27 protein-coding genes are annotated in these 25,546 nt (G+C 36.1%); 10 read left to right on the top strand and 17 right to left on the bottom strand.

From position 1 onward, the window contains the following. Window position 1: 1 nt before the first annotated feature. The 16 genes from P3L40_RS00830 to P3L40_RS00755 all read right to left on the bottom strand — a co-directional run bounded on the left by P3L40_RS00830 (window position 2) and on the right by P3L40_RS00755 (window position 17,256). Entirely contained in the window at window positions 2-1,162 is a 1,161-nt protein-coding gene (locus tag P3L40_RS00830) for a hypothetical protein (protein ID WP_136134129.1), read from the bottom strand. Between the two features lie 18 nt (window positions 1,163-1,180). Beyond that, complete coding sequence (gene sctE, locus P3L40_RS00825) at window positions 1,181-3,214, bottom strand: type III secretion system translocon subunit SctE (protein WP_210852452.1); 2,034 nt, start codon at window positions 3,212-3,214, stop codon at window positions 1,181-1,183. A gap of 12 nt (window positions 3,215-3,226) precedes the next feature. Beyond that, on the bottom strand, window positions 3,227-3,727 hold the full coding sequence (gene sicA / locus P3L40_RS00820) for a type III secretion system translocator chaperone SicA (protein WP_136134130.1): 501 nt from the start codon (window positions 3,725-3,727) through the stop codon (window positions 3,227-3,229). A 92-nt stretch (window positions 3,728-3,819) separates the two neighbouring features. Then, window positions 3,820-4,941 (bottom strand): EscU/YscU/HrcU family type III secretion system export apparatus switch protein, encoded by a 1,122-nt coding sequence (locus tag P3L40_RS00815; RefSeq protein WP_210852454.1) that lies wholly within the window; start codon window positions 4,939-4,941, stop codon window positions 3,820-3,822. Window positions 4,942-4,961: 20 nt separating this feature from the next. Then, entirely contained in the window at window positions 4,962-5,756 is a 795-nt protein-coding gene (gene sctT, locus P3L40_RS00810) for a type III secretion system export apparatus subunit SctT (protein ID WP_210852456.1), read from the bottom strand. After that, window positions 5,753-6,025: a type III secretion system export apparatus subunit SctS gene (sctS, locus tag P3L40_RS00805; protein ID WP_004262998.1), complete on the bottom strand. Its 273-nt coding sequence runs from the start codon at window positions 6,023-6,025 to the stop codon at window positions 5,753-5,755. The genes sctT and sctS overlap by 4 nt, the downstream gene beginning before the upstream one ends. 13 nt (window positions 6,026-6,038) lie before the next feature. After that, on the bottom strand, window positions 6,039-6,695 hold the full coding sequence (locus tag P3L40_RS00800; RefSeq protein ID WP_172412213.1) for an EscR/YscR/HrcR family type III secretion system export apparatus protein: 657 nt from the start codon (window positions 6,693-6,695) through the stop codon (window positions 6,039-6,041). A gap of 10 nt (window positions 6,696-6,705) precedes the next feature. Beyond that, window positions 6,706-7,638, bottom strand: coding sequence for a FliM/FliN family flagellar motor switch protein (locus tag P3L40_RS00795; protein WP_136134132.1), 933 nt, complete (start codon window positions 7,636-7,638; stop codon window positions 6,706-6,708). A gap of 2 nt (window positions 7,639-7,640) precedes the next feature. Further along, window positions 7,641-9,377, bottom strand: coding sequence for a hypothetical protein (locus P3L40_RS00790; protein ID WP_210852458.1), 1,737 nt, complete (start codon window positions 9,375-9,377; stop codon window positions 7,641-7,643). Further along, the gene (locus P3L40_RS00785; protein WP_136134134.1) at window positions 9,349-9,804 is read right to left on the bottom strand and encodes a hypothetical protein; all 456 of its coding nucleotides are present in this window, start codon (window positions 9,802-9,804) and stop codon (window positions 9,349-9,351) included. Before P3L40_RS00785 ends, P3L40_RS00790 begins: the two co-directional genes overlap by 29 nt. Next, window positions 9,804-11,096, bottom strand: coding sequence for a type III secretion system ATPase SctN (sctN, locus tag P3L40_RS00780; protein WP_136134135.1), 1,293 nt, complete (start codon window positions 11,094-11,096; stop codon window positions 9,804-9,806). Before sctN ends, P3L40_RS00785 begins: the two co-directional genes overlap by 1 nt. A 6-nt stretch (window positions 11,097-11,102) precedes the next feature. Beyond that, complete coding sequence (locus P3L40_RS00775) at window positions 11,103-11,507, bottom strand: type III secretion system protein (protein WP_136134136.1); 405 nt, start codon at window positions 11,505-11,507, stop codon at window positions 11,103-11,105. 97 nt (window positions 11,508-11,604) lie between these two features. Then, window positions 11,605-13,671 carry an EscV/YscV/HrcV family type III secretion system export apparatus protein gene (locus P3L40_RS00770; protein ID WP_136134137.1) on the bottom strand — a complete coding sequence of 689 codons (2,067 nt, stop codon included), beginning with the start codon at window positions 13,669-13,671 and terminating at the stop codon, window positions 11,605-11,607. 21 nt (window positions 13,672-13,692) lie between these two features. Further along, the gene (sctW, locus tag P3L40_RS00765; protein ID WP_136134138.1) at window positions 13,693-14,793 is read right to left on the bottom strand and encodes a type III secretion system gatekeeper subunit SctW; all 1,101 of its coding nucleotides are present in this window, start codon (window positions 14,791-14,793) and stop codon (window positions 13,693-13,695) included. Beyond that, complete coding sequence (sctC, locus tag P3L40_RS00760; protein WP_136134139.1) at window positions 14,784-16,487, bottom strand: type III secretion system outer membrane ring subunit SctC; 1,704 nt, start codon at window positions 16,485-16,487, stop codon at window positions 14,784-14,786. The genes sctW and sctC overlap by 10 nt, the downstream gene beginning before the upstream one ends. Then, window positions 16,477-17,256: a helix-turn-helix domain-containing protein gene (locus tag P3L40_RS00755; RefSeq protein WP_136134140.1), complete on the bottom strand. Its 780-nt coding sequence runs from the start codon at window positions 17,254-17,256 to the stop codon at window positions 16,477-16,479. The genes sctC and P3L40_RS00755 overlap by 11 nt, the downstream gene beginning before the upstream one ends. Before the next feature lie 227 nt (window positions 17,257-17,483). Between P3L40_RS00755 and P3L40_RS00750 the strand changes: the two genes are divergently transcribed. From P3L40_RS00750 to P3L40_RS00710, 9 genes are all read left to right on the top strand, one after another. After that, the gene (locus P3L40_RS00750; protein ID WP_136134141.1) at window positions 17,484-18,692 is read left to right on the top strand and encodes a PrgH/EprH family type III secretion apparatus protein; all 1,209 of its coding nucleotides are present in this window, start codon (window positions 17,484-17,486) and stop codon (window positions 18,690-18,692) included. A 47-nt stretch (window positions 18,693-18,739) separates the two neighbouring features. Next, entirely contained in the window at window positions 18,740-19,048 is a 309-nt protein-coding gene (locus tag P3L40_RS00745; RefSeq protein WP_136134142.1) for an EscF/YscF/HrpA family type III secretion system needle major subunit, read from the top strand. Window positions 19,049-19,101: 53 nt separating this feature from the next. Continuing rightward, window positions 19,102-19,398, top strand: coding sequence for a type III secretion system inner rod subunit SctI (sctI, locus tag P3L40_RS00740; protein ID WP_136134143.1), 297 nt, complete (start codon window positions 19,102-19,104; stop codon window positions 19,396-19,398). A 3-nt stretch (window positions 19,399-19,401) separates the two neighbouring features. Beyond that, the gene (sctJ, locus tag P3L40_RS00735; protein ID WP_136134144.1) at window positions 19,402-20,151 is read left to right on the top strand and encodes a type III secretion system inner membrane ring lipoprotein SctJ; all 750 of its coding nucleotides are present in this window, start codon (window positions 19,402-19,404) and stop codon (window positions 20,149-20,151) included. Next, window positions 20,135-20,692 carry a hypothetical protein gene (locus P3L40_RS00730; RefSeq protein ID WP_136134145.1) on the top strand — a complete coding sequence of 186 codons (558 nt, stop codon included), beginning with the start codon at window positions 20,135-20,137 and terminating at the stop codon, window positions 20,690-20,692. The genes sctJ and P3L40_RS00730 overlap by 17 nt, the downstream gene beginning before the upstream one ends. After that, window positions 20,664-21,314, top strand: coding sequence for a hypothetical protein (locus P3L40_RS00725; RefSeq protein WP_096863497.1), 651 nt, complete (start codon window positions 20,664-20,666; stop codon window positions 21,312-21,314). Before P3L40_RS00730 ends, P3L40_RS00725 begins: the two co-directional genes overlap by 29 nt. Further along, window positions 21,304-21,783 carry a hypothetical protein gene (locus tag P3L40_RS00720; protein WP_136134147.1) on the top strand — a complete coding sequence of 160 codons (480 nt, stop codon included), beginning with the start codon at window positions 21,304-21,306 and terminating at the stop codon, window positions 21,781-21,783. Before P3L40_RS00725 ends, P3L40_RS00720 begins: the two co-directional genes overlap by 11 nt. A gap of 318 nt (window positions 21,784-22,101) precedes the next feature. Next, entirely contained in the window at window positions 22,102-22,530 is a 429-nt protein-coding gene (locus P3L40_RS00715) for a transcriptional regulator (RefSeq protein ID WP_136134159.1), read from the top strand. A gap of 26 nt (window positions 22,531-22,556) precedes the next feature. After that, window positions 22,557-23,003: a YbaY family lipoprotein gene (locus tag P3L40_RS00710; RefSeq protein ID WP_136134148.1), complete on the top strand. Its 447-nt coding sequence runs from the start codon at window positions 22,557-22,559 to the stop codon at window positions 23,001-23,003. 117 nt (window positions 23,004-23,120) lie between these two features. On the opposite strand, the gene P3L40_RS00705 is transcribed toward P3L40_RS00710, so the two are convergent. Further along, window positions 23,121-23,582, bottom strand: coding sequence for a MarR family winged helix-turn-helix transcriptional regulator (locus P3L40_RS00705; RefSeq protein ID WP_196732192.1), 462 nt, complete (start codon window positions 23,580-23,582; stop codon window positions 23,121-23,123). Window positions 23,583-23,690: 108 nt separating this feature from the next. Between P3L40_RS00705 and P3L40_RS00700 the strand changes: the two genes are divergently transcribed. After that, window positions 23,691-25,511 (top strand): FUSC family protein, encoded by a 1,821-nt coding sequence (locus tag P3L40_RS00700; protein WP_136134149.1) that lies wholly within the window; start codon window positions 23,691-23,693, stop codon window positions 25,509-25,511. Window positions 25,512-25,546 lie beyond the last annotated feature (35 nt).

The following is a 25,546-nucleotide window of genomic DNA, read 5'->3' as shown; positions in this document are numbered from 1 at the left end:
ATTACCCTCGTATTGCAGATTGGAATGTGCGCGTTTTAGAATCACGAATATCCCTTAATGCTTCATTCATTTTCTTCAACAACTCAGTACTTTCACTCATCGTTTTCTCTGCATTTTCAGAGACTTTACGTGCTGCTGATGACGTTTCCTGTTCTATCATCGCGCTAGCACTTTCTGCTTTAGCCCCAGCTTGTGATGCCGACCCTGCCATATTCCCTGCGCTATCGGATAAGCGAGCCCCTTGTTCTGCTACACCACGTTTCACACTCTCTTTGGTGACAATATTGTTATGATCATTAAGCTGATTTTGGCCGTGAGCTTTCGTACTATCCGCTGCATTTTGCATATTTTTCGCAACTAACGTTTTCTGCCCCGCCGTTGCTTGGTCAACCAACTCAATAGTACTACCGTCCTTACCTTTTAGTACGGTACTTCCGTTATTTTTTCCTGTTAACTCAGAGGCATGACCATTAAGTTTATTACCTGCATTAATATTATTAGTACCCGTTTTTAAGTTAGTGTTTATCGATTTATTTTGCGTATGTAACGATTTCGCTTGGAATGCAGCACCTAAACCACTTACGCCTAATGAGACGCCAAAATTAATCATGGCGCTCTCCATCATTTTTTTTCCTTCTTTAATGGTAGATGTGGCGGCTGCCGCCACCATTTTGCCACTTAAGATATTAAATGCTGCATTAAGTTGGCGGTCTGAGATTTTAATTTCGGATGCAACTTTGCGGATAAGCTTTGATATTTCAACAATAATATCACTGCTGATAATACCAATATATTCACTCGTCTTCGCGGAGCTAATGCTTTCAATCGCTTTTTGTTCTGCATTTTTAAAAATATGATGCAACTCATTAGCAAGTTTAGGAGGACATGCACTTAACCGTATTGCCGCCTTTTCTATTTCGTCTGAATCAAGCTCTGATAGGGCGCCCATTAATTGTTCTGGCATTATTTCCCCACTCGATGGTGACTTTAATACCGGCTTATCTGAAAATTCTGCGAGTGTTAATTGTGGCAAACTTGCTAAATTAATTTCTTGTCGAGCAGATGGATGAGTTGAAACAGATATCTCTTTTTTATTACCTAATGCTTCAGCATTGAAAACAGCTTTATTGGCTATAACGGGTTGTGTCATAATGGGTGTCATATAAAATTACTCCTTAGTTTACGCAAAGCGTGCGGTATTCATCATATCGACTTTACTTTGACCCGATTTTTGAAGGCCATTAAGCATTGATACAAACATTTCATCAAACTGCTCATAGTTTTTCGACATAGCTTGAATTAATTGATTAAGTAACTCGGTAATAGCTTCGATAGCAGAGTTATTTAACATCATACCTGCAAGCATCTCTTTCATTTTGGCTCCCATTGATGCCGCGTGTACATTTAACCCTCCTGTTGTCGCTGCATTTGCAACTGTAAGCCCTGCATTCATGCCTCTTGCAGTAACTTCTAATTTGGCCATTGCTACACTTGGATTTTTCACCGTGTCGACTTTTTTGATTTTAGCTATCGTGTTTTCGGTCGTTTTCACGGTATCTTTTGCATCATCAAATTTGTCTGCCAGCTTGGTGAATTTCGTTAACTTCACCATATCATCTGTGCTATCAGCCACTGAATCGCTCACTTTTGCAGTTTTGGTTGCCATATTACCCAATGCATTAGTTAAATTTTTTGGCATGGCTTTAATTGTACTTTTGAGTAAAGAATCCGCATTTTTGAGCAATAATTGAGCCGCACTCTTCACCGTATTCACGATATTTTTAGCCATTGAACCCATAGAAATTAACGAAAGAGCTAAAAATGCAATCGCAGCGACAATCATTCCCACGATGCTACCAATCTGCTTAGCTTTATCTTCATCAACACCAAATTTAATCAATACATCCGTTACTACTGAAGAAATTTCATTAGCAAGCATCTGCATTAAGCTACCGTGCCCTGTTTCTTCCAATACAATGTCCGCAACCGCCATAGAAATACCAATAGCTGCAATCGCAAGTGTTAACGGTGCTGCTGTTCCAAAAGAAGCTACGGTAGCAACCACTGAAACAGCTAAAAGTACATAACTAAAAATTTTACTGGCACAAGATGCCGCTTTATTTGCTTCAGCCGCTTTACGTTCAGATTCCGCGGCCTCTTTTGCTTTGTTATCAGAATCTTTCCGAGAGGCCTCATTGATTTTCATCATCACTGCTTCTTGCTCTTTCATGTTACGAATAGAGTCTTCATTCATAACCTTTTTAAGCTGAGCCGTCAGCATCGTTAAGAGAGATAATGTGTTCTCCCATTTCTCACCGTCAACCTCAACAGACCTAGGTGCTGTTTCCATAAATACATTCAGTTTTTGGCTGGCGTCGTCAGAAGTTTTTACAAGCTCATATTCTTTATTTATTAGAACTTCATAATTATTTTGAAGTTTATCGACATTTTCAGTTAACGTTCCAACATTAGCTTTAAATAAAGTTGTTGTGCTTTCTAAAGCATCACGTTTATTTGTCAACTCTTCGAGTTTATTGGTAAGCACTTCTATTTTATTTTTAATATTAACTTCTTGGTTATAAACTTCTTCTGTAATAGGTTTATCAAAAGTATTTATTTTCTCTAATCGTTGTTCACAATTGCTTAATTCTTCCTTTGTATTCGTAATATCATTTATATTATCTGCTACAGAAAATTGATGTTCCTCTAGTAAATTTAAGGTATTCGCCAACTTATTTTTACCTAAATCTAAAATACCTTTGGCCTCATCTAATTGATGTTTAATATTAAGTGCTTTTTTTGTCGAATTTGCGAAAGAATCAAGTAACTCCTTCCCTTTCTCTCGTAAGGAACCTGATTCAAGGTTTAAAAGCTGTAACCGATTACTTAGTTCACCAATATTACCTTCATGTAACAACCGACGAATTGTCGCAAATGTTTCAACCAGTATGGCCATTGCATTAGATGTTTTATCTTGCGAAGATGATTGTGCACTTAGCATAGCTTTTGCCATCATCGGCTTATTCAGGCGAGGCGAGCCTTCTATCTTAGCTCGTTTTGCTTGTTCTCCCGATATGGACTCCCTACATACATCCTCTAAAGCTAAAACTGATTTTGTAATATCCTCACTTAGTGCTAAAGGATTACTACCTTGTAAATAGGCATTAATATTATTTATTCGTTCACTATTTCCTAAAGCTTTAATATCTACCATGCCATTTCCTCGTTATATATTAAAATCTCTTTCTGAGTTTTTCTTTAATGCATTTAAATAAGCTTGAGATTTATTTTTTAAATCAATATCTGTACTGCTTTTTACAACGCTTTCAAAACAATGAATTGCGGCACTGCTTTTTTTCATCATTAAATTGCACTGTCCTGCATGGAATAGTGGGCGGTAATCATTTTTCGCCAATACAAATGCGAGAGCATATAATTCTGTTGCCTTGTCATATCGTTTCGTTAATTGATAGACAGCAGCAAGCCCCATCACATAATCTGTATTATAGAAATCATAAATACTTAAAAATCGGAAAAAAGTTTCTGCTTCTTTTAATTTACCTTGTTGATAGAACTCGTATGCATAGGAATAAATGCCATCCATTGTACTTTGTGGGATCCCGTGAATATCTTTATAAGTTGCACCATCCATTAGTGCAGTTGTAATATTGTCAAGTAATTCTTCCATATCAGATTGTTGAAAACTCTCTGTTTCCTCATTATTCATATATTTACCTTATTATTGATATGTAATGCATAACATATACTTTATGCTTGCATCATAATTAACCGATTTGATTCTTTCTTTAAAAAAACGATTTAAGTAATAAATAAATTATTAAGTTCGCTATTATTTTTCGAATATGCCTCGTTCTCTGATATTTTTTCTAATGCTTTATCAATATCGACTCCCATTTTTACTAATTCTATACGGATTAACCATGATATTATTTGCATAACATCTTCTAATCCTTTTTCATCAATAAAACTATCATTTTTATATGACCGCCATATTTGCCTAGCTAAAACGATATCCCTAATAACTGGAACACCTTGTTGTTCCGCGTATTTAATAATTGCTTTTGCTTGTGCGCCTTTACTTTTAGAGAATAAAAAGGGTAATGGTGCAATATTCGAATCATAATAAATAAGCAATGCAATATGCGTTGGATTTGCCATTACAAATGTTGAATTACGAACATTTGATTTAACCTCTTCAGACAGTAATTCCTGATGCATTCCTCGACGTGCACTTTTGATATGAGGATCACCTTCATTATCTTTGTATTCCTTTTTAACCTCTTGCTTTTCCATTTTTAAGTTTTTAATATACAAAAAGAATTCAGCTATTGCGTCAACCAAGATAATAATAAGAGCAACTGCAAGAAAGACGACAATAAATGTTACGCACAAACTAACCCATTGGCTAATCATCCCATTAATCATTGTTCGGTAGAGCATAAAAATATCTTTACGCCAAACAATAAAAAAGACTAATATTGATATAATAAAGACAATTAAATACAAAATCGCCTTAATTAACTCTTTCAATGAATTCAATGAAAATATTTTTTTAAATCCTGCAATTGGATTTAATTTAGTAAAATCAAGCTTTATTGCTTCACTGGCCAATCTAAATCGACTTTGTAATAAAGAAATAATTGTACCGGATAAAAAACAAGTAAATAGAACAGGTAATACAATACTTAAAAATATCGTGAAGAATTGCCAAAGTAGTGCATCAATTTTTATCTCCGTTGGGGATAAAAATATTTTTTGCATTAACCCACCCAGTTCATATAAACTAGATACGCCTTCAATAACAAATGCACTTACGACTAATACAATTGCCGCAACGCTATCTTTACTCTTAAAACTTTGCCCTTTTTTAGCTGAATCTCTAATTTTTTTATCAGTAGGTTTTTCTGTTTTTTCAGCCATATTTATTTATATCCATAAAATCAAGAAGAAAGGAATATGTCTCGCAGTGGTGAAATCGAAATCATATTGACTAATATCTCTGGTACCTCATTATGGAAATAAAGTAAAAAAACACAGAAAGCGATGATTGATTTTATTGCTAAAGATAATGAAAATGCATTTAATTGAGGGCAAAAACGGGAATATAGCCCTAAGGCAACCTCTGTAATAAATAATGTCACTAATATGGGTGCAGTTAAAACAACTCCATTGACTACCATTTTATTTAACCATTCCCCTAAAGGAAGGCTATTGAATGACGTAAATCCATGGGCAAAGGGTAATAACTGATAGCTCTGTGCGAATAGATTAGCAAGTTGATACATTCCATTTTGTGCTAAGAATATCATACACGTAATATGGTTTAATAATACAGCAAGCTCCGAAGCTTCGGTTCCACTCGCAGGGTCAACAATACTACTAATCGTCTCGCCAGGCTGCGCATCAATTAATTCGCCAACAATATTGGCTATCATAAAAGGCAACGCTAACATCAGTGCTAATACGAGTCCAATCGAAATTTCATAAATAAATACATCAACAAAATTAATTTCATCCCATTGTATTTCATAGGATGAAAAAAAAGGCCATAAACCTAATGCAATATAAGCCACCACACAGTTTTTAATAATCCCACCATTAAGTAATTTGTTACTTAAAAAAGGTAATAAAAACATCACTGGTGCAATTCTCAACCAAGCTAACGCTATTTTTATCAATCCTTCTTGAAAGATAAAATAGAGCGAGGACATCAGCGATAGTATTTCCTGATTCATCCGAATAACCCGATAGCAGGGATAGCAGCGCTTAAGGTTTCTAATGCGAAATTCATTACCTTATCGGATAACCAACCAGAGATCATAAAAAGTGAGCCAAAAACAGCTAATAATTTAATACCAAAAGGTAATGTTTGCTCTTGAAGTTGCGTGACAGTTTGTAGTAACCCTACCAATAATCCTACTGCAGTAGCCACTATTACTGGTATTGCAGATAATATAACGATTAATAGCATCGTTTTATTACTTAAATAAACGATTTGATCCATAGTATCATTCGCTTTAATGCTGTGCTAATTCAATGTATTGCATCACTAACCCCTTAGAAATCAGTGACCAGCCATCAATTGCAACAAATAGAATTAATTTAACTGGAATCGAAATTGTTACTGGGCTCATCATCATCATACCCAGTGCCAATAAAATGCTGGAAATAACTAAATCAACTACAACAAAAGGTAAATAGATATAAAAACCAATTTCAAAAGCTGATTTTATTTCACTTAATGCATAAGCAGGTAATAAAGAAAATAATGTAGCTTCGCCTTCATCAGCGGTCACTTCTTCTTCACTTCGACCTTGTTGTATTGACTCAAAGAACGTCACTAGTTGTGGATCTGAATATTTTTTCAAATACGCTTTATATCCCCCCAGCCCATTTTCAACAAAACTATCGATTGATTCGGCATTACTAAAATCAACCTGTTCTTGTCGCATATGATTATTCACATCCTGTAAAACTGGCATCATAACGAAAATAGAAAGTAACAATGCAATACCATTTAATACCATGGTAGAAGGAACTTGTTGAACGCCCATCGCGTTGCGTACCATAATTAATACAATAGATATTTTTAAATAGCAGGTGCCTGCAGCAATAACAAATGGCAATAATGTCGAGAATGCGATAATCGCTAATAATGGGATCCCATCAGGTATCGTTGGCATATTAAACTCTTTTATCACCCAAACTGACAACATGTGTGATTTCCAAACCTAACTCATCACTATTGCCAATATAAATAAGCTCCCCTTCTGCAATAAGTTGCTTATTAGCATAGACTTTAACTTCACGTTCTTTATTTTCACCAATAGAATAAATATAACCGGGCTCCATTTTTGAAAGCTCATCGACCGTAATATCACTATGACCTAAAACAAAGGTTAATTTAATATTCATTTCTTTTACATTAAAGGGGCGTACAATTTCTTGCATTTCATCTTCTTCAGGAAATACGAATTCCTCTTCACTCTCTGGCGCCACTAATTCTTCAATCATAAGTAGTCCTTCATCTTGCTTTTGAAATCGAGCTAATACCTGCCCTGCCACAGACATATTTAACTGTAATTGTTGGATACTCAGCACATCACGTAATTCTATAGTTTGCAAAAGTTTGGCACTAATATAGCTATACCCTAATATCCAATCCGCTCGCAGTTTTAAATGGTCGAATATCTGATTAGTTCCCTGCTTTTTTTCGAGGCTTTCTATTGGTTCTGCTAATAATACTTCCCCGAGGCTAGCTTCTTTAACAATTAGCCATGGCTGGTAATTAATACGCATATCATCAACTATCTCGACAGATTCACAACGGAAATTCTGGGAGAAAAATGTAATTCCAATATATTCAGAAGCAAACAATTCACATAGCTGGTTGTTTGATAATGAACTCCATGCATAATGAACCAGTTTAGGCCAACGATAATGACACCAACTTTCAACAACAACTAATGCATTTATTTTCTGTGTTTCACTCACTAGTGATAACTGAAAATAACCAATACTGCGGTTAGCTGGCTTTATTTGTGTATTAACTGAATAACATTGCTGCCAAATTTTCAGTTGTTTTTCTTGAGAGCTGATCCGTCGAATCTTCAACATAATTAATCTTCTTCTTGCTGTTGGTCATGCTGCTGTTGGTTTCGATGCTGTTGGCGCTCATCTTCACGTCGAATATGCACACTCGTTTCATAATTCAATAAATGTTTATTCTCATTTAATGCCAATTGAACTTCTGGGCTCGCTGTTGAGGCAACAAACTCTCCTTTAGAGGCCAATTCAAAAGTCACTGATGGGCTACTTTGCCACTGACTAAAGGTATAAGTGAAACTACGTTTTGCAGTTTTCGACTGTTGGTTTTCACCTAAAAATGGGGGGGATTCCACTAGCTCTGGCATTTTGTGCATCTCTGACTTTTGCTGTGTGGCTTGTAGTGGCACAGACACCCGCATAACCTCATTCGCAGTCGTTGCTATCATATTGCTAGATGGGCTCATATCTTCTGCAGGTGAGATTTGTGCAGAAATTGTCGTCTCTTGTACTTTATCAGGGAAATTATTCATCTCATTTTCAGATAATAAAATACTTTTATTATCATGTAGATAAGAATTTTTCAGTGAGGTAACTGGCTGTGTAGGTGGCTCATTTTTTGTAAAAGCAAGTTCAAGCTGCTCAACAACATGATGATGGGTATTCTCTTTAATACCTTGATTAGTGCCCTGTTGGTCATGCATATGATGGTTAGCTAACTGCATTCCCAGAAGAGAAGGGGTATTTTTTGGTGAGTCATCTTTTGCTGGGTTGTTTTTTCGTGGATATGTATTTAACAAAATGGTATCGAGTGAATCAATGTGTCGAGTCTTAACTGGCTTGGGTTGTTCTCCAACTATTTTCCGTTGGATAACGGGTTCAAGCTCTGCTTTTACTGAAGATCTAATATACTGTTGCCCAGTTTTAATCTCTGGTTTTAACTCTTTTGATATCGGTTCTAAAGTACTCTTTAGCGCTAACTTCGCCAACGGAGCTTCCATATTGAGCTGATTCTTCTCACTTAATTGCGGTTTATTTTCCCCGTATGGAACTGAATTATCGTTAGCTTTGCCCCTTACTCGCTGTGGGATATTCGGTAATGGAAAGCTGGTCATCATAGAGTTGAACAACGGGATCTCATCTTCGTCAGCAATATTTTGTTCAACGTGAATAACCGGACTCTCTGACAGATTATTATCAACGACTGGTTTATTTAGTATATCGACTAGGTCAGCGGTTGGGGTGCTAATAATAAAGTTAGTATTCTCATTATTCTCAATTAATGCAGGGACGGTTTCGACTTTCCTAGTAGTCGTCAAATCAGCCAATAGATTCATATCTGGCTGATTATCCACCATCAATTTATTCGTAATATTGGCCTGATGAGTCTTTGGTAAGTTATCCTGAAAATAATGAACAACAGGTATACAACTTTCCGTAAATATATAATTATTTATTAGCGGCTCAATCGCTTTGGCCTTTAATTCTTTATTTTCCCCGGCTATTTGGATACCTTCACCAATATATACATTTTCTTTCCATGTAATAAACCCCTTCGCTAAGTCGCTCAATTGCGATATTTTTTGCATAAAAGGAAGGGATACGGATAGAAAAGCAGATATATCCTTTGGCTGACTTTTATTTTTATGGCCGAATAGATGCATCATATTTTTGTCATTCACTACTTTTGCCATTTTTGGAGCTATATTTTGGTGGCTAAATTCAGTAGTGATATATGTTGATGATATTGCTTCTCCGTCGATAGCTACGCAGGGTACTTTTTCATTTGAGCTCATTTTTATTGCTGACATGTACGAATAACTCCTCAATTTCATTTTGTTGCTGCAGCTCTGATTTTAACCTTCTGGCTATACGTTGTTGCTTGAGATAATTTCGGAATTTCTCGCACTTATTACGTAATATGAATACTCGTTTAGCAATTTCAGACTGTAGTATTTTATTTTTTGATATTTCGGCTGCTAGAGTTTCTATTTGAAATTCAAGTTGAGCTATTTCCGCAAGAACCGCTGCCTTTAATCGCTGCCTTTCCCAAAAAGCAGTTCGGCTTAATTCTTCTGATTTTTCATAAGATGCAGTTTGTGTTGATAGAACTAAAATACGCTGGCGAATATCCCTGCATTGCTGTTGCTGTTGCTTTATTATTGAATTTAATTGCGATTGTTCTTGTAATGTCCGGTCAAAACGTCTCTCAGTTAAAGCCAGCAAGTTAGAAATCATTAAGATGCCAATTCATTGAGATTGCTTAATATATTGTCGAAACTCATTGGCTCATCCATGGCTTGTTTTAAGAAAGCTTCAATTTGCTCTTTTTTATCTAAAGCTCGATCATTTTCATGGCTTTCACCTCGTTGATATTCACCGAGTTCAAGGTAAAGCTGAATTTGTTCAAGCCTTGAGATCATGTCACGTAGATCAATTGCGCACCGGCGATGCTCTGGAGTCGTTACCTTTTGGAATACGCGGCTAATACTGTGTAAGATATCAATCGCTGGGTAATGCCCACGTCCCGCTAATTTGTGGCTTAAATAAATATGACCATCTAGAATGGAGCGAATCTCATCGCCAATCGGGTCAGCCTCTTCTTCACTTTCTAATAACACCGTATAAAAAGCAGTAATCGAGCCATGCTTTAATTGCCCTGGACGCTCCAACAACATAGGAAGCTGTTCAAAAACAGAGGCAGGATAACCGCGTCTAGCCGGTAGTTCTCCGGTAGCTAAAGCCACATCTCGCAACGCTCTCGCATATCGGGTCATGGAATCAACGTACAGCAATACATTACGACCACAGTCACGAAAATATTCAGCAATCGTAGTCGCAAGCAACGCGGCATTACACCGCTCAATCGGTGGGCTGTCTGAAGTTGCATAAATTAATATCGTCTGTGCCGCATGAGGCGACTCTTTCAACTCCTCAATAAATTCAATAACTTCTCGCCCTCGTTCACCGATTAAAGCAACGACATGAATATCCGCATGAGCGTGGTTGATGATCATGTTCATTAATGAAGTTTTACCACTACCTGCGGCGGCAAAAATACCAATACGCTGACCTAAGCCACATGTTAGTAGGCTATCAATTGCACGTACCCCTGTGACCATCGGCTCAGAAACCGGTCGCCTTTGTGTCACGCTCACTGGAGGGCTATCAATACGTAATAATTTTGTATTGAGCAACATTGGCTCAGCAAGGTCTTCACTCAACGCACCAACTTGTTCACCTGCCGCATTAAAAATTTTACCCGCCAAGTGTTCGCCAACTTCAAATACAAATGGGTAACCGCTCGGGCGAATAACCACTTCTCGCGTTAAACCTTGTGTGCGACCTATTAAACTCAATACTGTGAGCCCTTCTTTAAAACCAACAACTTGCGCTTTCGCAATAATGTCGGGCTGCATAAGAGAACGCTCAATAAAACAAATTTCACCAATAAAAACACCGTGTAAAGGTGCTTCTATTAGGCATCCATGAATGCGCGCAGGATGCGCGCAGAAATCGAATAACTTCATAATGGGTTACGTTAGCTGAGCACTAAGCTCATTTGCACGCTCAAAGAACTCTTCAAAGCTATTTGCAAATAATTGCATATCATTCAACGCTGATTCTTTTAAAACTGCAGAAAGAACATAGGCATTATCCACAAGATTCAATGCCGGTTGCCCCGGATAAAAATTATTTGGCGGGTATTCTAATAATGATTTCAATAAAGTAGCACTTACTAAATCTAAATGACTGTAATTGCAATCTACTAATTGACTCCAAATGATAATATCATTCGTTGATAAATCGATATTAATCGCAGAGAACTCATTCATTTCAAATTGAATATTAGAATGACAATCTAGCTGAGAGTTAACTAGGTCACTACGCCCCATAGAATTTAAATACTCATTTAACATTTCTATAAATCTATATTTCATTGGTATTCCTTATATTTTAAATATATTTTATATCATCCAACATTTTTAATTATATTGAATTCAGTCGCTTTATTTGTTAATAAAGCCAATTTTTTGATTATATGGTTTTAACCACATTAACCTTCACCATTTCAGAAACTTCATTAAAGGAAAGCACTTCTAGCTCTGGAAAGCGGCCTTCTAAGATTTTTTTGACAAAACGACGAATATCAACCGGTACTAAAACATTCACATCCCTAACTGACAAATAACTATTTTCTAAAGCAAGTTCTGCAGCCTGTATCAACTCATTGGTTTTTTCAGGTTCAAGATGAAGGTACACTCCACCGGAAGCCTGCCTAATCCCTTGACGTATTGTGTCTTCTAGCCCTGAGTTAATCATGAGGACATTCAAACGCCCATCCACAGAGAAACAGGATGAAATATAACGAGCCATTGAACCTCTTACGTGCTCAACTAACATTAAACTATCTTTTTCTTTTGGCACCCACTGCACTAAGGTTTCAATAATCAATTTCATATTACGAACTGAAATCTTTTCCATTAATAAACGTTGAAAAACTTCAGTGACTTTTTGTACTGTCGTATGTCGATAACACTCTTTTAATAATTCAGGGTATTTTTTTTCAAGATCATCAAGTAAGTTTTTCGTTTCTTGAATACCAAAAAATTCATTAATAAATCGCAGTAATAAGGTACTGGCACAATCAATCGCTTCTGTTACATCATCACGAACCATTAAACCGAGTTGTTCAATATTAGATAGGTCATTTTTTTCAAACCACGTGCTCACTGAACCGTATTCATCCGTAAACTTTGTTAATTCCATACCTAGATATTCAGGTTCATCATTAACAGTCAGTAAGCGATACCCATGAAAATAGATATCATATTCCCCTGCTTTAATTTCATTAATGAGTATCACCATCTTATTTTCAGGAATAATCGGTGAGTAGTTGACAGCAATATCTGGGATCCTATATCCGTATCGAATAAAAATATCTTTTTTCATTCTAGACAAAAATCTATTATCTTCTAAATGTTCTTTATATTTTTGGTTAACAGATATGATAATCGGTAATGTTTCTGGAATATATTCTTCTTCAATATCACTGATTTCTCTTTGTGTTTCACCTTCCGTTACATCTGAATTAATCGTTTCTGCTTCACCTTTAACTATTTTTTGCTTGTTTTTTTGTTTTTTTAAATATCGGAAAGCAAATAGTCCAATAAGAAGCCCTGATAATAGTAAAAATATAATCGTTGGAAAACCAGGTAAAAAACCCATTGAAAGTACAACTAATGCTGTAATTAAAATCGTAAAGTCATTTGCAAATAACTCCGAAACAATGTTTTCACCTAAGTTTTTATCATTACCGCCTACTCGAGTGACAATAAAACCCGCACTGATAGAAATGAGTAGTGCAGGGATTTGGGCAACTAAACCATCACCAATCGTTAATAAAGAAAACGTATTTAGTGCAGTTGAAACATCCATTCCCTGTTGAGCTGTGCCAACAGATATCCCGCCAATTAAATTAACAAAAATGATGACAATACCCGCTATCGCATCCCCTTTAATAAATTTCATCGCACCATCGAAAGACCCAAATAACTGGCTCTCTTTTTCAAGGTCGCCACGCTTCTCTTTAACTGTCGCCTCATCAATCACACCCGCACGTAGATCAGCATCGATACTCATTTGTTTACCCGGCATCGCATCAAGGGAAAAGCGTGCAGCCACTTCAGCAATACGTTCAGAACCTTTAGTAATGACAATAAACTGTACAATGGTGACTATCGCAAATACCACCATACCAACGACTAGGTTATCTTGAATAACAAATTCACCAAACGTTGCGATAATATCCCCTGCATCTGCTTCTAATAAAATTAGACGGCTGGTACTAATTGATAAAGCAAGTCGAAATAACGTACTAATTAGCAAGATAGATGGAAATGACTGAAAATTAAGTACCCGAGTAATATAAAAAGAACTCATAAAAATAAGTACTGAGATCATAATATTTAAGCCGATCAATAAATCGACCAATATTGTGGGTAATGGAATAATCAACATCGCAATAACCATAACCATGATAACTAATACCATTAGTTCTGGGCGATTACGGATTTGTAATAAAAATCCGGTTATATTTTTCATGAAATGACTTTTCCTATCAAACTACGAATGTCGGTGTAAAAACGGCTCTTTCACCATAACTTGGTCCATGAGTTTCTTTAATTGATCAATAAGTTCCTCTCGTGCTTCCAATGAAGGAAATACAGTAACTGGAATGATAGAAAACGCCAGTAAGAGTAATTGTAGAAATTGGCCTCGAATATCGGAGCTCATTATGTTCAATATGTTATTAATAAAAGTGATGACTACTTCTTCAAAGCCAACATGATTACGTATCCCTCGGGTAAATAATTGGCTTAACTCTTTTTCAAGCTTTGATTGATTTGATTTTCCATTGTGACGAAAAAAACCGGATTGAAAGAATTGCTGACAAAATACATAGTCTAATGATTGCAATTCTCGGAGCCGGCCAACACGGCTAAAAAAGCTACCAAACTCAGTGATATTTAGATCGCCTAATGGCAACGCCTGTAAATCACAAGCAAGCGCCCGACCAAGATAACGCATCATATTTTCACGCTCTTGGATTTCCATTTCCTCAACCCATTGTTCATATAAATAAACAACCGGCCCGTCATAACTGATAAATTCACGATATAATGTACGTAAATTCCCGGCACTAAAATGTAATTTTTTTGCAAATGCCTTTGCAATAAGTGCAACATTAATACCTGCTTGAGCACTCCGCTCAGTGTCTTCTGCTTGCAGTAATTCCGCTAAAGCTTCAAGGTTATCAATTTGTTCTTTTTTTAATTTTTTTCGATTAAGTAATGCTGCAAGAAGCATTAATAAGTCACTAGGGTCAGTAAAAAATTGCAATAAAAATGCTCGTAACTGTTTCGGGGTCATTAACTGTTTATTCAGTAACCCTTCTATATGTAGCACTTTGTCATCAGCATCTTTATCTAAAATGCGTTCAGAAAATTGCAACCAGTCTTCTTCACTGCTCTTTTTAGAACTTCCTCGGCGCACATGACTTGCCGCCAACATCGACATCGATGCATATTCACTAGAGCTATCAATGACACCTGCGCCACGAGCAACTTCATCGGAGTCGTCACTACTGCTACTCACTGGTGCACGACTTTTGTTTTGAGTATTAACCGAAAAGCGGGTATTAAAGCCCAGTGGTGTTATTGCCATGACTCACTCATGTATTGTTGAAGAAATTGAACCGTACCATGCAACTGACTATCATGGTTGGTAATCCGCGTTTTTTCGGAAAATTGTCGCCCATCCCACCCTTCATTTTCATTCAATAAACGCGGTTGGATTAAAAATAAACGCACCATCTTTTGCTGGTTAGTAGATGAATGGCTAAATAACCCTCCCACATAAGGAAGATCGCCTAAAAAAGGAATTTTGCTCTCATTTTCAACATATTGCTCACGTGTATAACCACCGATAAGCAAACTACTGTCTTTTGCAATACGCGCAACAGTATTAATACTGGTTCGATTAACGGCTGGTAGCCCTTCTACACTGGATGTTTTCCCCATGCTATCGCGATTTTCTGCACCATCTTCAATACTAACTTCCATTTCAACGTTATTACCCGCGGAAATACGTGGCATCACACTCACCATGGTGCCATAAGTGACTTGTTCGAGAGTTGCAATGCGCTCGCCTTGTAATTTCGCGTAAAAACTAGTGTTGTTATCAAATAAAGCAGGAATGTTTTCTTGGGTTAATAGCACTGGCCGAGAAACTATGTGCCCGTTCCCTTTCTTATTCAATGCATCAATCTGTAATAGAAATTGTTGGCTGTTCGATAATGTACTGCGATTAAAAGATACTGAGCCCGTTCCCGTATTAAATGTGCCAACTTCCCAATTGACACCTAAATTATCTAATTCAGAACGAGTAATATCGATAATCCATAATGACAGCTCCACTTGGCGACGACGCATATCCAATGTATTCACCAGTTGACGAACATAACGAATTTGCTCTTGGCTGCCTTTAACAATCAAACTATTACTGTCAGGATGGGCCACTAGAGAAAAAGCACTGTTAGAAGGCTTTCTTGTTATCAACTGGGGCTTGTCTGCTGAAGGCGATGAGCCCCCAATTGGCTCATCCATTAATTCATCGATTGAGTCACCTGTTGAGTTAACCGCTACAGATGGAGGCTGAATAATTAACGTTTCATCGCTTGTAGCACCGTTTTGAAATAAGTTATTAATGACATTCAGCAAACCAGGGATTGTGATATTTTGTCCGCGTAATGAATAACTTCTATCTGTTACTGAGGCATGTTTTAACGGAATAACCGCAACTTCACCGCTGGATAATTCCTCTTTCCTAATTTGTTCTGCAAGGTATAAAGAAGCCGCTTTAATTAATTCAATATATAGAGGCGGGCCAGAGACAAATAATAGTCTTTCCCCCTCTTGTGAACGTACAGGGAAACGTGAATCATAGATGCCATTTCGTTGAATATAATTGAGTAGCTGGTTACTACTGACATTATTCGTGGGAATAATTGCGCTACGCATTTCGCTATTATCATAAACATAAATACTTGCACCATCGTCATACCACACTAGCGCAATTCGTCGAGATAATGCTTTAAACATTTCATCTGCATGAGCCAAATTAAAATTACCGGTTACTTTTTTTTGAGCTGCTAATTTACTAAGAATAATCGGTTTATTTAGACGCTCTGCGACCGCATCAAACACCTTACCCACTACTATATTATTTGCGACGAATGTGTCGTGGTTTTTTGACTGTGTAACAGGCTCCGCCACAATAATTTCTGCTTGCGCCGAATAATAATTCACACTCAGTAAAAATAGTGTTAGTCCTAACACTCGATTTTTTTTACTGCTCATATAATGTTGCTCCAATATGCCTAATTTCTGATGGTGTTAGGCCTAATTCTTTTTTAATATCATTAGTAAAATGAGATGCTGAGCAATATCCCGCTTCCAGCCCTACATCTAATATTGAATCATCGCTTTCAATTAGCTGTAGAATGGCGTTAGCCATACGCACACTCATAATTTTACGTTTTGCCGTTTTATTAAAGTTTTCTCGATAAAGCTGTCTAAAATAAGAAGCTGATATACCATAGCGCGCACATAGCTGATTAATGTTGGCATTCTTATCATCTTGAGCAGAAGTAAGAATGAATCGCATCATACCGTAGGCTTCATATCGCCTTAATACTTCGCACCAACTATCAAATATAGGATGATTTCTAATAATTAAATCAATCACTATATTTTTAATCGAAATAGTTAATGGGAATTTTTCAAAAAATACAATAAATTCGCTTTGACTATTTTCATCGATATTTTTTTTCTCTTTTTTAGCGAGAAATGCTTGCCCTGTCGCGGTGTCAATAACTGCTAAAATTTCAACTAATTCTGATAAATCCATTGAATATAAATTCCAGTTTGATTTATCTATCAACTCCCATTCATTTTCTTGGCAAATAAATATAGCCTGACTTTCTATCGAAATATTTAAATTTGAATATAGAGATTTATAAGAAAAAGACGCTGCATTCTTATTAGGTATAGCCAAGACCAATTTATCCTGCAAAGAAAAGCAACAGCCCCTACTTTCTAATAATGTAGCAATATCTTTGTTTGACATTATATAGACCTTATTAATGTAATTTAGTGTATACAGAATGAGCAATAGATAAAAAAGACTCAAGGGAATACTCAGGAATCACTCGTACTTTCCATTACACATTAAAGGTATAAATGAATAAGAACAATTCAGCTGACAAAAAAGATATTTCTTGTTTTACTTGTAACCAATAACGAGCCCCAATAAATCCATAACTAAAAAAAGATTAATTCCATGAGATTATTTTTATGAGTAATACAAATAGCCGAACATGCATAATAAAAATTGCTAGCGGCCCAATGACTGGCCAAGAATTAATGATTAATACAGATAATAATCTTATTATCATTGGTGACGGCTTAGATTACAAAACTGACATCAATGATGATGGATTTACAACTTACCAGATCCCTAGTGATGGTATTGCCTGTGAGTTTTCTATTGTTACAGCGAATCAATATACTGAAAGTGGTTTAGCAATTCAACTAAATGATAGTGGACTAAGTACTGAAATTCCTATCGTTCTTCAACAATTACTTTTGGCTGATATATTTCCTATCGCAATAAAAATGCAAGATACTGATTGGCAAAGCGCCCAAACGTTTGAAGACGCATTGAGTTCGGAAATGGAAAATCCATTACCTGCCTTTAAATCTAAAATAAAAAAGTCAACCAAGGAAAAACCAAGTATTTTTAATAAACAAACTATGCTGGTATTTTTCTTTACTTTATTTTCAATATTTATTACTTACGTTACTTTCCAGTATATTCCAGAACAAAGTGCTGAGAAAAAAGTAAAAACACTAGAGCACATACTTCAAGGCAACCACGACCCTATTACTGTAACTCAAAGTGCAAATGACGAAAGCCTCATTTTAGTTAAAACCCAAAGAGATGCCGACTGGAGTATGCAACGTCTAATAAAAGCTAAATATAATGAAAAGTTTTCAATTAAAATAATAAACAAAATCGAAAATGAAATTGCAAACAAGATTATTGACGTATTTCCAGACACATTAAAGATAGAGCTTAGTAACCCATGTAATCCCAAAATAACGGCGATAGATGACAAAATATCCATTAATGAAAAAAACAAAATAGATAAAATATTATCTAGCTATTTCAGTTGTTATATTGCGAGTGAAATAAAAAAAGTTAATTTTGGTGAGTTATTACAAAAAGCAGAGCTAGGATTGACAGAAAGTAATGTTCAATGGCGTAAAATTACTAAAGGTAATAAAGTCATATTTATAATAAAAGACAGCTTAAATGACGACCAGACGGCTTCACTGATTAATTTTACAAATTCATTTTACAAACAATGGGGAGAAAACCACATTCAATTTTCTATTTCACTTGCAAACAATAATCTCATAGGTAAATCATTTGTCACCAATGCAAATGGTTATATTCTATTAGGTAATAACCATTGGTTTTTTAATTCAATCAGTTTTTAACTTAAAAAATTCAATTAATATGATTTTAAAAATAAAGAGGAAATAAAATGTCAGATATAATTCCAGGTTTAGATACTAATGGCCGTTGGGGCAGCTCTAAATTAGAAACCGAGGGAACAGGTAAAAATGATCTGGGTATGATCTATCGTACCTCGGCAAGTATTAGTGCTAAAGCTACAAAATTTGGCGATGAATTAAACACCTTACTTGCTAGCACCAATTTAGAAGTCGATAACCCACTAGTGTTGGCAAAAATCACCGCTATGAGTGGTAACTATAATATGGCACGCCAATTGCAGAGTAATTTTATGAAATCCATTAAAGATACTGACCAAGCCATTATTCGTAACGTTTAATTTTAAAGAGCATTGTTTAATATAATGCTCTGTTTTATTTAGGATAATTATTTATGTTAGCTATTACACCACATTTACTACTCACTGCCCCAACAGAGACCACATCAGTTCTCCCATTATCACTTCCGATTGAAGACAAGGTCAAAAAGCTATTTGCTGAATACACAGCAACCGTCAGTCAAGAACGGAAAGCCTTAACTGAGAATGTCAATAACATTGACCCAAGCAACCCAACTCAGTTACTGCAATTTCAAAATCGCGTTGGCAATTACAGCCTGACGATGAATATGATTAGCACACTAACCCATAAGAGTGTTTCGGCGATTGATACTGTATTAAAAGCCCAGTAAACCATGAATATTTTAAAGAAACTTATCTTAATTGGTTTTATTGGCTTATTAATGGGCTGTGATAACCAATTATTACTCAGCCATCTAAGCCAAAGGCAAAGTAATGAAGTGTTGGCCATACTGCAAGAGCATGGTGTTGAGGCTACGCGTAAACAAGATAATAAAAACGGGGATTCCATTCGTGTTCAACCTAGTGATTTTGTTATCGCGGTAGATTTATTGCGCCAATATAACTTACCATCAAAAGAACCAATAGAAATTATTCAAGCATTCCCTGGAGATTCTTTGGTGGCATCACCACAAGCAGAACGTACCCGTTTACTTTCTTTAATCGAACAACGGCTTGAACAATCACTGCTCACCATCCCCGACATTATTAATGCTCGAGTGCATGTCAGCTACCCATTAAATGGCAATAATCCGACCAAGCAAATACAAAATGTGTCTAGCTTGGTTACTTATTCCGGAAGTGAAGATCCTCAGATGATGATGCATAAAATTAAACTATTTCTAACGAACAGTTTTGCTGAAGCAAATTACGATAATGTCTCAGTCGTCGTCGTCAACCGGCCACCATTACAATACCAAATTAAATCTGAACCAGAAAATACATTCAATCCAATTATAATCAGCTCAATTATTGCAGCAATTATCATTCTATTTGCTATTTTACTATTACTGTGGCGCCAGCTAAGTAACAAAAAATCAGCAACTCATCTGATGGAGAAACCTGTTGATGGCAACGCTGACTAACCTACTAATTGAACAAGGAAATATTTTCCTCGCTCCAGGTTGCTATTTCCATAGTGAATTTAATGGGGTCGGATATAACGACTTTCCACCTTTACTGCAACGTAAACACAATCAGCAATTGATTCATCAATACTCATTGCCTTTGCCTAATGAAAAAACGCCCTTATTGCCCAAAGTATTATCTGAACATTGGGCTTTACTACCGGAGGTAGCGTTAGGCTTAGGGGTTCTGTTACACGCCGAACCACTCCCTTGGTGGGTTGAACTTTCCAAATACCGTGTATTACATACACGCTTAAGCCGCTCACTTTGGCAGTCGGAAAATCAACCCACGACGTCACCACAGGTACTAACTGCCCTTGGAGCACAACAGTTATTAATGTGTTTAGCTTCCTTTGGCACCACTTACACCCTTCGGGCAAAATATATGTTCAGTCTTGAAACTCAGCAACTTATACCGTCATCCGTAAAAACGATGCTACCTTGGAATACTATTGAAGAAACATGTCGATATGTCAGAGAAAACACCCCCAAATGTTAAACAGACGATGTCTGAAAAAGTTTTGATCAAATACCAAGCATTGAGTGCCGATAGATACCACACAATTATCACTCAACAAGCTCAAAAAAAGGCGAGTGAGCTATACAAACAAGCAAAACAACAGCAAGAAGCTATCTACCAAACCGCTTATCAACAAGGCTATAACGATGGAATTAAACAATTATTAACTGATTTTATTCATGCGGTAGAAACCAGTGAAATTCAATACCAAGAAAATATCAGTCAAAGCAAAGAACAGCTGATGAAAATATTGAATGATATTTTTGGTGATAACCATCTACAAGAGACGGTTGCAACCTATTTTGAGAGGCAATGCGCAAAAACAACCAATACAACATTACACTTACCTGAAAAAATGCAAACTCGTATTACGATAGGTGGTTCTGATATGAAGTTTTCAACCACGGCTGATAATACAATTGCCTTAGAAGTCGATAATAGAATCACCTACTTTTCCCCTGTCATTGCCTCTAAAAATATTTTTCCTCATGTATTTTCTGTTCCGACACAATGCCAAATTTTAAAAATGCATAAAAATGCCTATCAAAACTTGATAACAACAATAAATTCAATACCGGAAGAACACAAATATGCAGACTAATCTACAAACTAAGGTTATCAATCCTCAATATAACGGTTCTCAAATTCATGCAGAAAATATTCAAAGTAAAATGACCTCAATATGGCAGGAGAAAAATATGGAGACCACAAATAAGTATCAATACAGCGAAAAAATAGATTTATCCCCTATAGAAAAAAATAAAGTTAACAACTTTATTGATGAGCTTAAATCAAAGGGAGATGACAAAATATTCTTCTCTCATGTATTTAAAACTATGATTGCATTGGGTAAAGATGAAAAACAAAACTTTATCGCCGGTGTTAGCCAAGCATTACAATCATCGAATGACTCAGAGCTAGTATCACTAAATAAAAAATTTAATCGTTCACTCAACCATTATATGTCTATCAGTTTGATGAGCGCCCCTCTTAGCAACCAACTTCGTCATAATATGACTAATATTAATTTAGAGGGTAGCGATGATGAGGATGATGAACTAGTAATTTAGCATTAATTTCCTCTATTACCCTCATCTTGAATTTATTATCTATCGACTAATATTTATAGGTTTAGTGTATTTTTTTAATACCCTAAGCCTATTTATTTATAAAAATATAAAAAACATAAAAAATTTAAATAAAAATTGATATATACAACCTCTGAATATCGTTTAAATTCACTTTATCAAAACACATTAGCTCAATATCAAAAAGCGATTTTATTTTTTATAACATCTTATCTAGTCTCGTTTTTTGTATTGAAATATATTCATAAATGATCAGGACAGATATAAATTATGACCGATTTACCTACAGTACAAAACCTTATGGATAACATTGACTATAATGAAAAAGAATCAATGATCCTCTTATCTGGGAATGTCGTCTATGATCCACTCAAACGCACACTTTCCCGTGAAAAAAATGTCGTTAATCTTTCCGAAAATGAATCATGTCTGCTTAAATTATTATTAATAAAAACAAATAGTAAAAGAGAAGTTATGTATGAAATTTGGGAAAAAAGAGGCATTATCGTAACTGAAAGTAGTTATTACAAGCTAGTCAGGCAATTACGACAATCCTTTAAAAAAGTCGATCTCGATGAAAATTTAATTATGACCTTACCTCGAATTGGTATTTTATATACAGGAGAGAAATCAGAAATGCCAACACTCTCAAAATATGACACAAAAAAAAGCCTTTACACCTATATACGATATTTTCTTCAGAGAATGTTTATTCGTTCATCACTATAACCAGATTTCATCAAAGAGAAAATTTAATGCTAAATATTAACCCAAATTTTTCAAAGAAATACTTTTTTTTATTATTTATACTTTTTATAACCTTCATGCTATCTGCTTGTAATAGTACTTTAATGAGTTATTTTACTCATACTCCCGCTTATAATATTAATGGTAATATTTATTCGCACTCTTATGATATTCCCGAAAATTCCACAATTACACTCTCATTGACCTCAATACAACAAAATGAAAACAACGCAAAGTCTAATCTGGATTACAGTTTCAAAACAAAAAGTGCAGGACGTAGTATCGCATTTACAGTCGCTCTTCCTGAAGAATTTCAATCCAAACGGTATACCTTAGGAATGAGTGCAAGAATTGAAAAAGATGGAGAACTAATCATGATGAGTAATAAACTAAGCCCAATACCTGAGAATATGTCTGAAGTAGTATTACTTCCTATGACCGCTATTTCGCAATAACAACGTTCATTTCGCCAAAATAAATTTAAAGAATTCTCCTCCTCTTAATGAAGAATGACATAACCCGCTCTCAAACCAGCCCTAAATACATAACATTGCTAGGTTGGTTATTGAGCCTCACTCATTTGGTTTTTCTAATAAACTCGGAAAATCTGCCGCCGAGCTTTCAATAGCTCGTTTCGCTAAGCTTTCTAGTGCACTAAATAGCTGATCAGCCTCTTGTTCTGGCAAATCGGCCGCTAAATAATCATTCCATTTATCTAGTTTAAAATTTAACTCATTCACAATCGTTTTGCCGAGTGCTGTCAACGAAACATGGTAAACCCGTTTATCGACGAAGCTATTCGTTTTGGCAACCCAGCCCTTAGCTAAAAATTTGCTCACACCTCGAGTCGTCACTGATTTATCCACAACCATCGCTTTCGTAATCTGCTCTAGGGTTGATGCATCATATTGATGAATATGTAAAATCATCAAACACTCAATTGCATTGATACCATAAGGCTCTCCCATCCATTTCATATAATGGTGAGCTGCTCGACTAATCACTCCAAATACTCGAGCCTGTTCTGTACGCATAATCCCTCTTTAGTTGATTTTATCAACCAATTAGTTAATAATCACGCTGATTTTAGTTGATATTATCAACTAAATACTTTTTTAACACCCCAAATTTACTCATATTCTATGTCAAAAATAATAACTTTACTGAATTCATTGGGATTCAACCCAGCACGCTTTCGTTTTGCCGCCATTACCGCTTGTGCATCAATTGCTGCGCTCTTTATTGCTCAATATTTAGAGTTAGTTCACCCCCAATGGGCAGCCATGACCGTCTGGGCTTCAGCGCAACCTTGGCGCGAAAATTTACTGGAAAAAAGTTGGTGGCGTTTTGCTGGAACAGTTTGTGGTGTGCTTGCCGGTGTCGTCTTAATTCAGCTTCACCTTATTCACCCGTTACTTTTCATTATTGGGCTAGCGAGTTGGTTAGGCATTTGCAGTGGTATCGGCCAATTACAAAAGGGCTTTGTCGCTTATGGCACATTTTTAGCAGGTTACTCCGCCGTGATGGTGAGTATGTTGAGCGTTCATATTACTGATAACTTATTTATAGTCGCTTGGGATCGGCTATGGACCATTTTGGTTGGCGTGCTTTCAGCGGTAGTATTCAATTTCCTTTTTACCCCTAAGCGTGAACAAGATAATATCATTACCCTTAAAAATCAAATTGATACACTATTCTTCCAAATACTACATGACTCACTTGAGAAAAAGCACCCAATTAAGCAACACGATATCGACTATCTTTGGCAAACCATGGCTAGCTATGACGAAATTTTAGAGACTAATCGTATTGGCTGGCGTTATCACCGCAAACAAGTTGCTAAAGCACGTCAAAAACTCATGTTTCAAAGCCAAATATTATTACACTTAGATAAATATCAATCTATTGCACCTTTTTATTTTCCTGCACTAGAGCCAACTGAGACTCAATGGAAACATATTTTATCATTATGCCCCGCTGGAGTACTGAAAACACTTTTGATCCCACTTTACTATGCTATTTTTGGTAAATCAGCGAAACACTTTGAAAAAGTGGATAAACTGAAGCTTCATCAAGATAAAATTTCAGCGTGGCACGCCTTTGCTCGTTCTTTTATGACTATCGCTGCTGTTGGTTTGTTATGGTTGTGGACACAGTGGCAAGTACTGGCTTATCTTACTCTCGGTCTTTCAGTGATGTTGGCTCTATTCGCATCCCTCGATTACCCCGCTAGGTTTATGAAAAATATTTTTACTGGGCAATTGTTTGGCGCTATTACAGCGTTAATCTGCACATGGTACTTATGGCCTTTTGCCTCTTCATCATGGCAGATGACCTTTTTCATTATTCCAGTGATTATTAGTGGCGTTATCATTTTTTCCCATAACCGCCTAATTTTAATTGCTTTTGATTACATTATGGTTTCTTTAATTTTGCTCCAACCGAGCTATCCTTTTTCTCTTTCACTCCCTCAAAGTATCGGTAATGCCATTGCGATAGTTTCAGGCCCATTAGTTGCAATGGCTGCTTTCGCATGGATTTATCCAACCAACCCGACCAAGCGTTACCAGCAATTAATCTATCTCTCTGAGCAGCAATTTAAACAAGGAGTAACGGCTCTAATTCAGGGCAATAAGCCTTCCACATCCCAATTCATGCACCGTTTATTTAGTGGATTATTGCTAGCAAAAAAAGCAAATCTTCCTCACCCGCCTATATTTGATTTTTTTATAACTCGACAAAGTATTTGGTTGTATCTACTTATTTTGCATAAGCAATTTGCGCACCACGCATCAAAGAAAAGAGCCCTTATTGCGCTTGAAAAACGCATTCAACAAAATCGCTTTGACTTAAAGAAAATTTCCACACTATTTCAGCATTTACAGCGTAACGAAAATGATAATAAAGAACTTGAACAGCTTAAGAAATATGTAAAACACTATATGGAAAAGGAATATTGCTAATAATAAAATAAGTTCTTATAAGTACCCCGACTAAA

The organism is Providencia sp. PROV040, assembly GCF_032706145.1.
GTDB classification, from domain to species: Bacteria; Pseudomonadota; Gammaproteobacteria; order Enterobacterales; family Enterobacteriaceae; genus Providencia; species Providencia hangzhouensis.
This window is presented reverse-complemented; position numbering and strand designations above follow the sequence as displayed.